The organism is Ruegeria sp. R13_0, assembly GCF_017743995.1.
Lineage (GTDB): Bacteria > Pseudomonadota > Alphaproteobacteria > Rhodobacterales > Rhodobacteraceae > Ruegeria.
The window spans coordinates 268,259-280,358 of record NZ_JAGHRB010000005.1 but is presented as its reverse complement, the minus strand read 5'-3'; the positions used below and the strand labels follow the sequence as shown (position 1 = coordinate 280,358).

Sequence of the window (12,100 nt, the reverse complement as noted above, 5' to 3'; positions counted from 1 at the left end):
TACAGACATTCAATCCGTCGAAACGAACCAAACCGCCCACATATCTCTTCAGTTATCCATCAATGTCAAAGAACATAACACCCAGAGCCAAAAACCAGACCGTTGCGCCAATCCCTCAGCGCGCCCGCCTAAAACCCAACCTCAGATGCCCCCGGTCTCTCCCGAGCGTCCCCGCCGCCTCAGCAGCGCCCCAGCGCCTCAGCAGCGCCGGTGAAGGGGGTTCTAAGGTTTAGCGCTGAAGGCCGCAAGCGGAAAATTACATATCGGCGTATTTTTTTGCGATTTCTTATTTATAGAAGTAAAATCAATATTTTAAAGAGTTTCGTCAGGCACAAGAACAACCAGATACGGGCGCACCAGCAGGAGAACACCATAGCCCGACCAGAACCCCACAATGGCAAACCACAACATCTTGGGCCAAGTTAACCCACGGATACAACAAAGCCCGACTCGCGCCCGCGAGTCGAATCCGGTGACAGGCTTCAAAAACTCCGTTTTGCGCGTCGGTGTGGATCGCTCTCTACCTGTACTTGCGCATTTCATTGGGATGCGGTCTGGTTCCCGAATGACAAGACACAATCCTATCTCGGCCCAAGTATGACTGAAGGTCTTTCCTACCCACTGGTACGCACCGTCGGGCTCGACGGGGCTTTGGTGACATTTGCAGACAAGATGGATGAGGCCGCAAACCGCGCGGCCTTGGCGTTTCGGGCGCAGGTGGACAGCTTAGCGCTGCGCGGGATCATAGAGACATCGGCCTCTCTGGGGTCTGCATATGTGCGCTTTGACCCTCAGGTGGTTTCGCATCTTGAGATCACAAGTCACCTGCAGCAGATCCTGAACCAGCAGGACTGGTATAGTGCCCCTCTACCAAGCGGACGGAGACTATGGCGGGTGCCGACCGTATATGGCACGGACCTTGCCCCGCAGCTGGAGGATGCCGCACATGTTGCTGGGTTAGACCCGGCCGAAGCCATCCGGCGGCTCAGTCAAACTCAAGTACGGGTGCTGACCATCGGTTTTGCGCCGGGGCAACCCTATCTCGGGCCGCTGGGAACCGAATTCAACATACCGCGCCTGCAGCAACTGACGCCCATGGTGCCCGAGGGCGCTCTGGTTTTGGCGATCTCGCAGTTTGTTCTGTTCTCCGGGCCGACGCCGACCGGGTGGAGGCATGTTGGCCAAACGGCGTTCAGGTGTTTTCAGCCTGACAAGGACCAGACATTTACCCTGCGGCCCGGTGATGAGCTTCAATTCACTTCTGTCTCGCGCGATGAGTTAGAGGCAATCCGCGCCAACAATGACGACGGCCTTGGTGGCGCAACCTGCCAGGAGATCGCCTGATGACCCTGATGGTTCACCGCATTGGTCCGGCTTGTACGGTTCAGGATCAGGGGCGCATCGGCTATTTGGATCAGGGTCTCTCTCGTTCTGGAGCAGCCGATATTCTGGCGCTGCATGAGGGCGCAGCCTTGCTGGGTCAAAGCCCCGATCTGGCCGCGCTGGAAATGGCCGGCATGGGCGGCACGTTCGAAGCGACGCGACGCACAAGGGTAGCTCTGACTGGTGCGACGATGCAGGCGAGCATCGACGGTTCCCCGATCGTCTGGAACGCGTCCCATATTCTTGAGCAAGGGCAGACTCTGACAATCGGTGCGACCGTGCGGGGCAACTACGGCTACCTGCATTTGGAGGGCGGCATTGAGACCGAGCTGTTCCTCGGCTCGCGCGCGACGCATCTGACAGCCAAGATCGGCCGCGCCGTTGCGGTGGGTGATGTGTTGCCCGCTGGGAAGACTGCAGGCGACGGCAGGATGAAGCTGTCCCCCCCGGACCGGTTCAACGGCGGCACTCTTCGCGTCGTCGCCAGCTTTCAAACCGCGTTATTCGATGATGAAACGCTGGATCGCTTTGCGCAGACAGAGTTCACGCGTGGCGCGCGGGCCAACCGTATGGGGATGCAGCTGGAAAGTGATGGACCGGGCTTTGCGGCGAAAGATCAGCTCAATATCCTTTCCGAGGTGATAACGCCGGGAGACATTCAGATGACTGGCACCGGCAACCCCTTCATTCTGCTGCCCGAATGCCAGACGACCGGAGGCTACCCCCGAATAGCGACCGTCTTACCCTGCGACATGTCCAAGGCTGCTCAGACCCCGGCGGGCGGGACGGTTCGGTTTGAATTCGTAACACTGGAGCAGGCTGTAGAGATTGATGCCGCGTTTAGCGCGGATCTTGCGCGCCTGCCGAGCCGTATTGAGCCTCTGGTCCGCGACCCTCATGACATCCCGGACCTGTTGTCCTACCAATTGATCGGCGGAGTGATCTCTGCCACCGACTAAGGAGACTATCTGATGCCGCGCGTGGATCTGAACGCCGATATGGGCGAGAGCTTTGGCCCCTGGAAGATGGGCGATGACGAAAGCCTGTTGAAGATCATTACATCCGCGAATATCGCCTGCGGGTTTCATGCAGGTGACTGGGACGTGATGGCCAAGACCATGACACTGGCCGCTGAGAATGATGTGGGCATCGGGGCGCATCCCGGCTTTCCCGACCTTCAGGGGTTTGGCCGGCGCAATATGAAAGTGCCCCATGACAGCCTGCGCAATCTGGTGCGCTATCAGCTGGGCGCGGCATTGGGTATGGCCGCGGCCACTGGCACAAAGGTGCGGCATCTGAAACTGCACGGCGCTTTGGCCAATATGTGTTCGGTCGACCTCGACATGGCGCGCGCCTGTTACCAAGGTGCGCTGGATGTCGATCCGGATATCATCATCATGGTACTGGCGGTCACCAAGCAGGAAGACGCCGTACGAGAGCTTGGCTGCAAATGGGTGGGCGAGATCTTCGCCGACCGGGCCTACAATGACGATGGCACTTTGGTGGATCGCAGCGTGCCCGGCGCAGTGATTCACGACCCTGAGATTGCCGGCCCGCGCATCCTGAACATGGTGCGCGAAGGGGCCATCATCACCGAATCCGGCAAGCGGCTGGAGACGTCGATCGACACGATCTGCCTGCATGGCGACGGCCCGACGGCAGTGCAGATCGCCCGGTCGGTCCGAGAAAACCTGATAGAGGGCGGGGTCGAGGTGACAAAGTTCACCCGATAGACATCAGCCCGTAATCCGGGGTCCCTATCCTATGGCTGTTGCTTGAATTCGGTTGAGCGCATAGCATGCCCGCAAGTGCATGTTCTGAATACCGTATTTCTAGCAACGCTATTGGCTGGCCCCGCGCTCGCCGCCAGATGCCCGGCAAGGAGGCGCACATGTCTTTCGATCTGATGTCTTACACACCCCGAGGTGACAAAAAGAACTCGGACTTCTTTCACGAATACCTTCCGATGATCTACGAGCGCAGGACCAGCTCGGGCGTCGCGGATCAGGTCGGGCCGATGCGCGCGATTGTCATCCAGGTCGAATCCAAGGCGCTGTTCGATACGATGGTCGAGCTTTATGTGATGACGCCTTACCGCCACTCGGCCAGTTATCTTGGACAGACACACAAGTTCGCGGTCCTGCATTCGCATCCCGACTATCCGGCGCTGATCCTGATGGCCCCGCTGAGCGACAGTTTTGAGGACTTCATCCCGCGCATCAACCGGATGTACCCGCTGGCCCGCCCGACCCCGCAAACGCGGTATGTGGGGGAGGTTTTTGCCGCCTGCGATTTGAAAGAGCTCAGCAAAACTCTCGAAGAACAGAACATCCGGTTTGAATACGCAGGTGACACAGAAAACCCGTTCTACACGCTGGATGGCTTTCGCTTTACAACGCCCTCGGATTTCACTTGCAACCGCGTTGGCTATTCCACGCTGGATTTCAACGACCCCGACAGTCTGGGCCTTGGCGATCGCGTTTTGCTGAGCGATACCGAGAAAGCTCGACTGGACGAGGCCGCAGCCTTCGGCACGGATTCGAAAATTGCGCCGCTGATGCTGGGGATCGACCACCTCGCCACCCGGGTTCTGGCGGGTGAGCGGGAAGATGCGATCCTCGAGTTCCTGACGATGGTGCCCTATTACTTCTGGGGGGCGTACAACATCTTCGACATGAATTCTTCGACCAACGTAAACCGCAACGCCAATGTGGATGACGACAAGAAATCCCCGGCCAAGGTGTTTACGGCAAACAACACGCCGTCCTTCGTGAACTCATTTGCCAAACTGCCCATGCCCACCGAGGATTTCGTTCGCAATTTCGGCCGCCGCCTGCATCACATGGCGGTCGAGATTCAGGATGGCGACCATGGAGCGGGTGAAAAGAACGTGGATTTTGTCGTCAATACGCTCAAAGACAAGGGCGTGCCATTTCTCGCTCATGTGGTGGGGGAATGCAAAGACGATCCCAACCTGAAACAAATCTTCTCGAAACACTCAAAGAATACGCTGCTGATCACCGAATATATCGAACGGTGCCACCACTACGACGGGTTTTTCACCAAGGACAACGTCGCCGCGCTGACTGCCGCCGCCGGGCAGGATGAGCAATACGAGCACGGCCATGTCTTCGACTGAGCTGGTTGCATGAAAAAAGGGCTGCGAAAACCCGCAGCCCAGACCCATCAGGAGGAGAAATGTCAGGCCTTATGACGGCCCGATCATGAAACAGGTGACATTGCGCGCCTGAAGCCGGCGGCATGCCAGATCGGCCTGTTCACGGGTCATGCCCTGGAACGTGGCCTCGAACCCTTTGGAGCTTTGATTGACCTTGCGCAGCGTGCCGTCCAGCGTTGTCATCTCGGACAGAGCGGTTTTCAACAGCACCTTCTCAGCCTCATAGCGCGTGGTGTAGCGGCCAACATTCACGCCCCACAGATGCCCGCCCGAGGTGGACAGCCGCGTGACGACCTCTTGTTCCGGTTCCGGCTGCTCGGCCGGTTGAGTCGAGGCCAGCACCAGATTGTCGGGCCGCAAGGCGGGACGTGTATCCGAGCTTTCGACCGGAGGCGCAGTCGGCGCGATATCTGCCTGTGCGATGGCTGCAGCGATCCCGTCCTTAATGCGGTCGCGGTTTTCTTCGGCAGCATCAACAACAGCACTGGCCACCTGAACCGACGCGGATGGACGCATCGCCGGGCGCAGGCTGGTCTTGGGTGCGCCGGTCAAACGGGCAACCTGCGTGCCGCCCAAACCGGCATTGCCTGCATAAGCGGGGCGCGCAGGGCGGCGGATCGGGGCGCGCGATGGGGCGCGGCGGAACCCAAGATCCAGCAGCTCAGCCACTTTGGCATTACGCGAGGCCCCAGATTTTCCACCAAAGACCGTTGCGATGATTCGCTCATCCTTGCGCTTGGCCGAGGCCACAAGGTTGAACCCAGCGGCGCGGGTATAACCCGTTTTGATCCCGTCTGCGCCTTTATACGCGGCCAAGAGGCGGCGGTTCGTGTTGGGAACCGTCTTGATCCCCGCATGGGTCGATTGGCGCGAGAACAGGTTGTAATATTGCGGGTAATCATAGAGCAGATGCCGCCCCAGCGTGGTCATGTCACGCGCGGTCGACATATGCCCCGATTCCGTCAGGCCATGCGCGTTCTTGAAGGTCGTGCGGCTCATCCCCATTGCCTTGGCCGTGCGCGTCATGCGGCGGGCAAAGGCGGCCTCGGACCCGCTGATCGCAATCCCGATAGCCGTTGCGGCATCATTGGCCGATTTCACCGCTGCTGCGCGGATCAGGTAGCGGAACGCAATCGTCTGACCCGAACGCAGGCCCAGCTTCGACGGAGGTTCAGCCGCTGCCGCCCGCGTGATGCGAACCTGTGTATCCAGCGTGATTTCTCCATTCCGGACCGCTTCGAACGCGATATAGAGGGTCATCATCTTGGTCAGTGAGGCCGGGTGCAGGCGGGTATCAGCGTTGCGCGAGTGCAAAACCTCGCCCGTTCGCGCGTCGATCACCATCGCCGCGTAAGGCGCGGCCAAGGTTTTAAGAGGCGCGAAAGAAAGCACCAACATAAACGCTGTGAGGAATACGCCCATCCGGGCCGGGATTGTCCACCGACTCTGCACGATCTTTGCCTCTGTCTGCCTCGTTCCGCCGGGTTTTCCCGGTCGGATGAAATTTATTTATTATCATCAAGGCTAGCACAGGACCCCGGCAAAATAAACCAAAAGCTGGTGTTTTCCCGGCATCGTGAGGGGCGCGAACCCCTTCTATATATAGGCGAAGCCCCTAGGCCGACCTACCAGATGAGCGATCATGACGGGAACAAGGCAAAGGGTGCGCGGTTTTTTCTTGAACTGAGGCCGAACGGCAACATCAGCCCAGGGCGCGCACCAGATCCGAAAGTTCGCCAAGATCCGACAGCTCTCGGAATCGGGGATGGTCAGAGGGTGTTTCGGCATGCTCGACCTCCCAAACCAGCCCGTGCGGGACATGAACGCCCCAGCACCCGGCGGCGATCGGCGCCACCACATCCGACCGCATCGAGTTGCCCACCATCATCGCGCTCGACGGCCCCTCGCCATGCTGTTCGAAGATCGTCCTATAGGTCTCGGCCGTCTTTTCCGAAACGATCTCGACCCCGTCGAACAAATCCCCCAACCCCGATTGCGCCAGCTTACGCTCCTGATCGATCAGGTCGCCCTTGGTGATCAGAATAACGCGATGGGTCTCGGCCACGCCCTCAACCGCCTCGCGCGCATGGGGCAGAAGTTCGATGGGATGGGCCAGCATCTCTTGCCCCGCGTCGATCAACTGGCGGATGACTGACGCTGGAACCCGGTCTTCGGTCACCTCAATCGCCGTTTCGATCATCGACAGGACAAAGCCTTTGATTCCATAGCCATAGTGTTGGATGTTCCGCTTTTCGGCGGCCAACAAACGCTCCATTAGATGGTCGCGTTCAGCGTGGTCTGCCAGCAATTGGGTAAAATGGGCCTGTGTCAGTTGGAAAAAACGCTCGTTATGCCACAGAGTGTCATCCGCATCGAAGGCGATCGTGGTCAGTTTATTGTCCATTCCGAAAGGGTCCGCTACCTCTTTATTCTGACGGCGTCAACGTTATATAAGCCCTCAGATAAACCCAATGCCTGAATCGGACAGTTGCGAGCGATGCTGGAAAACCCCTGGATGATGTCTGACAAATCGGATGACGACGGTGACTCGTCCGTCCTGCTGCAGACGCGACCCAAAACCAAGCGCCCTCCTCTGTACAAAGTGCTGTTGCTGAACGATGACTACACCCCGATGGAGTTTGTCGTTCACGTGTTGGAGCGCTTTTTCGGTATGACCCATGCGCAGGCGTTCGAGATCATGCTGACCGTGCATAAAAAGGGCGTCGCGGTAGTGGGCGTCTTCAGCCACGAGATTGCCGAGACCAAAGTGGGCCAGGTGATGGATTTCGCGCGTCGGCATCAGCATCCGCTGCAATGCACGATGGAACGCGAAGAATAACGCAGGCCGGGCCGCCCGGAATTTATCATGTCCCCTCGTCTTGATCTTGCCCTGAACAGCGGTTTGACCCTGTCGCAACCGCTGGTGGTGATCGGCCCGACCCCCGAAGAGGATCTGTCAGCCTTGTCGCGCGAGGCTCAGGTGATTCAGCCGTTCAAACCTTTCCACGATCATTTCGCTAGTCAGGGCTTTGCCACCAAACCGGTGCTTGACGCCGCTTGCAGCGACGCGCTTGTGTTCTTGCCGCGCGCCAAAGCGCTGGCCCGGTCGCTTGTCCAGCAGGCATGCAGTTATGCGAGCGGGACAATCGTGGTTGATGGCGCCAAAACCAATGGTGTTGACAGCATTCTGAAAGACATCCGCAAGCGTGTTGCCATCGAAGGCCCTATTTCCAAGGCCCATGGCAAGATCTTCTGGTTTCAGGCCGACGCCGACGCCTTTACCGATTGGGCAGCGCCCGAGAACCAAAGCGTGGACGGCTACGTGACCGCTCCGGGCGTGTTTTCCGCAGATGGGATCGACCCGGCCTCGGCCCTTCTCGCGCAGTCCTTACCGGACAAGATTGGCCCCCGCGTGGCTGATCTGGGCGCAGGTTGGGGGTATCTGTCGGCGGGTCTGCTGCAGAATGACCGCGTCAAAGCCCTGCATCTGGTTGAGGCTGATCACGCCGCGCTGACATGCGCACAAGCAAACGTCCCTGATACACGTGCTCAGTTTCACTGGGCGGATGCGGTGACATGGACCGCGCCCGAGCCGATCGACACCGTCATCATGAACCCACCCTTTCACACCTCACGCAGCGCCGATCCGGCGTTGGGGCAAGGCTTCATCAGGTCCGCCGCAAAGAACCTGACCCGCAACGGCACCCTGTGGATGGTTGCCAACCGCCACCTTCCCTATGAGGCAACACTGGCCGAATCCTTCGCCCAAGTTCAGGAAGTAGCCGGCGACAATCGGTTCAAGGTGTTCCAAGCCTCTCGCCCCCGGGCCTAAGCCCGGCTAACCTGCCCCAAATCAGGAGGATTCGGATGTCCTTTTCCATAGCTGGCAAGACAGCGATTGTAACCGGCGGGGCCAACGGGATTGGGTTGGCCATCGGGCGGCATTTTGCAGATGCCGGGGCCAATGTTGTCTTTGCGGATATGGATGAAAAACGGCTGGCCGAGGAATTGGGCGAGCAGGCCGATGACGGCAACATCCGCTATTTCGCTGGTGATTTGCGTGAAAAACTGACCATCGCCAACCTGCTGTCGGCCACATTGGATGCGTTCGACCAGGTCGACATTCTGATCAACGGCGCGCGTCAGGTGATCCCGTCCGATCCGCTGGACCCTGATGACGACTCCGTACGCACCTTGCTGAACCAGAACCTGATGCCCGCCCTGCGTCTCAGCCAATTGGTGGCCAAGCGGATGATCAAACAATCCGGCGAGGATGAAGAAAACCCGGCAGGCTCCATCATCAACCTGTCCTCGATCGCAGCGCGGCGCACCCATCCGGACCTGATGGCCTATTCCGTCTCAACCGCAGCATTGGATCAGATGACCCGCTCACTGGCCGTAGCTTTGGCCCCCAACCGTATCCGCGTGAACTCGATCGCGCTGGGGTCAGTGATGAGCGCATCGCTGCAATCAACGCTGAAAGAAAACCGTGATTTCCGCGACGATATCGAGAAACACACCCCTCTGGCCCGGATCGCGGCCCCGACCGAACTGACGGAAACAGCGCAGTTTCTGGCCTCGGACGCGGCAGGGTTCATCACTGGCCAGATCCTGACAATTGACGGCGGCCGCACCTTGCTGGACCCCGTTGCAGCCCCGGCGCATTGACCATGTTTGATACCGAAAAGACCACCGCCTCAGCCTGGTTCCGCCAATTGCGCGACGATATCGTTGCCGCTTTTGAGGCGCTGGAGGACAGCCACGACACCGGCCCGTTTGCTGACGCAACCCCCGGACGTTTCGAAGTTAAAGAAACCAAACGACAGTCCGAGGACGGCTCGGACGCGGGCGGCGGGCTGATGTCGGTGATGCGGGGCGGGCGCGTGTTCGAGAAGGTCGGCGTCAATGTCTCAACCGTCTACGGCACTTTGGGCGAACGCGCGCAGCAGGCCATGGCAGCGCGCAAGGGCATTCCCGGCATGACTGAGGACCCACGGTTCTGGGCCTCCGGCATTTCTCTGGTCGCCCATATGCAAAACCCGCATGCCCCCGCTGTTCACATGAACACGCGCATGTTCTGGACACCACATGCCTGGTGGTTCGGCGGCGGGTCAGACCTGAACCCTTGCATCGAATATGACGACGATACCGCCCATTTCCACGCCACCCAGAAGGCACATCTGGACCCGCACGGACCAAGCCACTATCCGCGCCTGAAGGACTGGGCGGACGAGTATTTCTACATCCCCCACCGCAAACGCGCGCGCGGCGTTGGGGGTATCTTCATGGATGACTACTGCACCAATGACTGGCAGGCGGATTTCGCCCTGACGCAGGATATCGGTAAAGCCTTCCTGCCCGCTTTCCTGCCGCTGGTTGAAAAACGCCGGGTTCAGAGCTTTTCAGACGCGGACAAAGACACCCAGCTGGTGCATCGGGGCCTCTATGCCGAGTACAATCTTGTCTATGACCGCGGCACCAAGTTCGGGCTTGAGACAGGCCACGATCCGGACGCAGTGCTGATGAGCCTGCCGCCGATGGCGAAATGGGTCTGAGGGTCAGAACGCTAGATCCAGGAAGTTGTCATAGCAGTAGTTCTGAGCCTTAGTAGCAGACATGTTCATTCCTACTTTTTTGACGGATATTGAATAGCCCGGATCGGTATTTGCGCCCGGCGGTGGCGTAAGGGAAAACTGCACCGTGCGTGCGCCCGGCTCGTAGGCACGATAGATATAGATCCGCGTCGGGCCCGGCACCCCAAGCGTTCGGATCGCGAAATCGCCGATCCCGCACCAATAGTTTACCGGCGCCGATGATCCGATGGCCTTTACCTCATAGATGCCGCCCTCCAGGGGCGTGATCTCGGTCCGGTTTTGCGGTCCTATCCGGACACCGAAGCCGACAGCCTGCGCAAGCTGGGGTGCTAAAACAAAAGCTGAGACCGCTATGAGTTTGGCAACACGCATCATCTGAACATCCTGAAATAAACTCTGCTCATTGAGAGTAACACAATTGGGGGTTGGGTCGAGAGGGGGCACGGCAACTGGCTGCAAACACATCAAAATATTTATATGCAACCGACACGTCGGCGCATATCATCATGGTATTCATCGCAGTTCTGGTGTCACCGTGAGCCAAACATTTCCAAAAGACTGGTTTGACCTCCCGCCCGAGAAATACGCTGATTTCGGAGCGATGTTCTATTTGGCGGGCCTCACCCCAACGCATCAGAAACGCAGTTTGGCGCAGGTTCTCTATGCCTTTGAAACGCCGTTGCGGCTGGGGCAGTATCACATCTTCCGCCAGAACGGCTTTCCCCGGGGGTTCGTAACCTTTGCGGGCCTTAGCCTTGAGGCTGAGAACAGATACGCCATTCAAGAAAAGCCCTTGAAGGATGCGGATTTCACTAGCGGGTCCTCGTTCTGGATCGTCGATCTGGTTGCGCCGTTCGGACAGACCAAAGAAATTGTCAACATTCTCAAGGCAGAAATACCACACCCTCGCGTCCGAACGAATCGTCTGGTTGGTGACATGGGCCAGAACCGGATCGTAGAATGGACCCGGGATACCGCGGGCGAGGTCCATATGAAGCTCTATCGTAAGAAGGATTTCAAACGCCTGCTGGAACAGGGCGAGGGCTAGCATGGTCTCAGTTCCGGTCACGGGTGATTTGACAGGGGATGTCACGGGCTCACCGCCAAACGTGGCCAGCGGTCAGGTCATTCTTGGCACCACCCCGGGAACGTTTGATGTCGACAATTGGGAAATCGCGACCCCTCCGGCCAATGGGACAGCTACGATAGACGCGGATACCGGCGAATGGACCTATACGGTCGATCCCACCTTTTTTGACAGCCTCGACTTCAACCAGATTGCGACCGACACGTTCGTCATTCAGGGGTCCGATGGGATTTTCGTTGGTCAGGCGACCATCACCATTTCCATTCAGGGCGTCTGCTTCACCGCCGGAACGCTGATCGAAACCGAAACCGGACCAGAGCTCGTCGAGGCCCTGACAGTCGGCGATCTGGTCCAGACCAAAGATCACGGGCTGCAGCCTATTCGGTGGATCGAGGCCAGCCCGATCCCACCCGAGCGATTGCGTCGTGACCCTGATCTGCGGCCCGTGCGTATCCTGCGCGGCAGCCTTGGGCCCGACATACCCTCGCGCGATCTTCTGGTGTCGCAGCAACATCGCGTTCTAATTCAGGGGCCGAAAGTCGAGCTGCTGTTTGGCGCCGCCGAGGTTCTGGTCGCCGCAAAACACCTGTGTTCATGGCCGGGTATCTCCGTCGACACCTCAGACCAGCCGGTCGAATACCTGCATATCCTGCTGGATCAGCATGAGATTTTGACCGCCGAAGGCGCATTGGCGGAAAGCCTGTTTCTAGGCGACGAGGCGCTACATTCCCTGTCCTCAGAAGGGCTGCAGGAGTTGGCCTCGATCTTCCCAGACCGCACCCCGGATAACAGCATAGGCTTCGGACGCGCTGCTCGCATGATCCTGCGCGAACATGAAGCCCGCGCCTTGGCCTGACT

Annotated in this window: 13 protein-coding genes; 10 read left to right on the top strand and 3 right to left on the bottom strand. The window is 58.8% G+C overall.

Annotation, left to right across the window (positions count from 1 at the left end; translation table 11 throughout):
* Positions 1 to 597 precede the first annotated feature (597 nt).
* The 4 genes from J7394_RS09055 to J7394_RS09040 all read left to right on the top strand — a co-directional run bounded on the left by J7394_RS09055 (position 598) and on the right by J7394_RS09040 (position 4,522).
* A complete protein-coding gene (locus tag J7394_RS09055; RefSeq protein ID WP_209252462.1) occupies positions 598 to 1,344 on the top strand; it encodes an allophanate hydrolase subunit 1 in 747 nt (248 codons plus the stop codon).
* On the top strand, positions 1,344 to 2,342 hold the full coding sequence (locus J7394_RS09050) for a biotin-dependent carboxyltransferase family protein (RefSeq protein ID WP_209252460.1): 999 nt from the start codon (positions 1,344 to 1,346) through the stop codon (positions 2,340 to 2,342). Before J7394_RS09055 ends, J7394_RS09050 begins: the two co-directional genes overlap by 1 nt.
* Positions 2,343 to 2,354: 12 nt before the next feature.
* A complete protein-coding gene (locus tag J7394_RS09045; protein ID WP_209252458.1) occupies positions 2,355 to 3,116 on the top strand; it encodes a LamB/YcsF family protein in 762 nt (253 codons plus the stop codon).
* Between the two features lie 158 nt (positions 3,117 to 3,274).
* Entirely contained in the window at positions 3,275 to 4,522 is a 1,248-nt protein-coding gene (locus J7394_RS09040; protein ID WP_247748130.1) for a hypothetical protein, read from the top strand.
* A 69-nt stretch (positions 4,523 to 4,591) separates the two neighbouring features.
* Here J7394_RS09040 and J7394_RS09035 read toward each other — a convergent pair whose 3' ends face one another.
* Complete coding sequence (locus J7394_RS09035; protein WP_209252488.1) at positions 4,592 to 5,983, bottom strand: D-alanyl-D-alanine carboxypeptidase family protein; 1,392 nt, start codon at positions 5,981 to 5,983, stop codon at positions 4,592 to 4,594.
* A 280-nt stretch (positions 5,984 to 6,263) separates the two neighbouring features.
* Positions 6,264 to 6,965, bottom strand: coding sequence for an HAD family hydrolase (locus J7394_RS09030; protein ID WP_209252456.1), 702 nt, complete (start codon positions 6,963 to 6,965; stop codon positions 6,264 to 6,266).
* 93 nt (positions 6,966 to 7,058) lie between these two features.
* Here J7394_RS09030 and clpS point away from each other — a divergent pair, with 93 nt between their 5' ends.
* The 4 genes from clpS to hemF are packed head-to-tail and all read left to right on the top strand — an operon-like array spanning position 7,059 to position 10,116.
* Positions 7,059 to 7,400 carry an ATP-dependent Clp protease adapter ClpS gene (clpS, locus tag J7394_RS09025; protein WP_170378718.1) on the top strand — a complete coding sequence of 114 codons (342 nt, stop codon included), beginning with the start codon at positions 7,059 to 7,061 and terminating at the stop codon, positions 7,398 to 7,400.
* 27 nt (positions 7,401 to 7,427) lie between these two features.
* Positions 7,428 to 8,393, top strand: coding sequence for a class I SAM-dependent methyltransferase (locus tag J7394_RS09020; RefSeq protein ID WP_209252454.1), 966 nt, complete (start codon positions 7,428 to 7,430; stop codon positions 8,391 to 8,393).
* A gap of 35 nt (positions 8,394 to 8,428) precedes the next feature.
* Positions 8,429 to 9,229 (top strand): SDR family NAD(P)-dependent oxidoreductase, encoded by an 801-nt coding sequence (locus J7394_RS09015; RefSeq protein WP_170378722.1) that lies wholly within the window; start codon positions 8,429 to 8,431, stop codon positions 9,227 to 9,229.
* Between the two features lie 2 nt (positions 9,230 to 9,231).
* Positions 9,232 to 10,116, top strand: a complete 885-nt coding sequence (gene hemF / locus J7394_RS09010) for an oxygen-dependent coproporphyrinogen oxidase (RefSeq protein ID WP_209252452.1) — start codon at positions 9,232 to 9,234, stop codon at positions 10,114 to 10,116.
* Between the two features lie 3 nt (positions 10,117 to 10,119).
* On the opposite strand, the gene J7394_RS09005 is transcribed toward hemF, so the two are convergent.
* Positions 10,120 to 10,530, bottom strand: a complete 411-nt coding sequence (locus J7394_RS09005) for a hypothetical protein (protein WP_247748129.1) — start codon at positions 10,528 to 10,530, stop codon at positions 10,120 to 10,122.
* 160 nt (positions 10,531 to 10,690) lie between these two features.
* Here J7394_RS09005 and J7394_RS09000 point away from each other — a divergent pair, with 160 nt between their 5' ends.
* On the top strand, positions 10,691 to 11,203 hold the full coding sequence (locus tag J7394_RS09000; RefSeq protein WP_209252450.1) for a toxin-activating lysine-acyltransferase: 513 nt from the start codon (positions 10,691 to 10,693) through the stop codon (positions 11,201 to 11,203).
* A gap of 1 nt (position 11,204) precedes the next feature.
* The gene (locus J7394_RS08995) at positions 11,205 to 12,098 is read left to right on the top strand and encodes a Hint domain-containing protein (protein WP_209252448.1); all 894 of its coding nucleotides are present in this window, start codon (positions 11,205 to 11,207) and stop codon (positions 12,096 to 12,098) included.
* Positions 12,099 to 12,100: the final 2 nt, after the last annotated feature.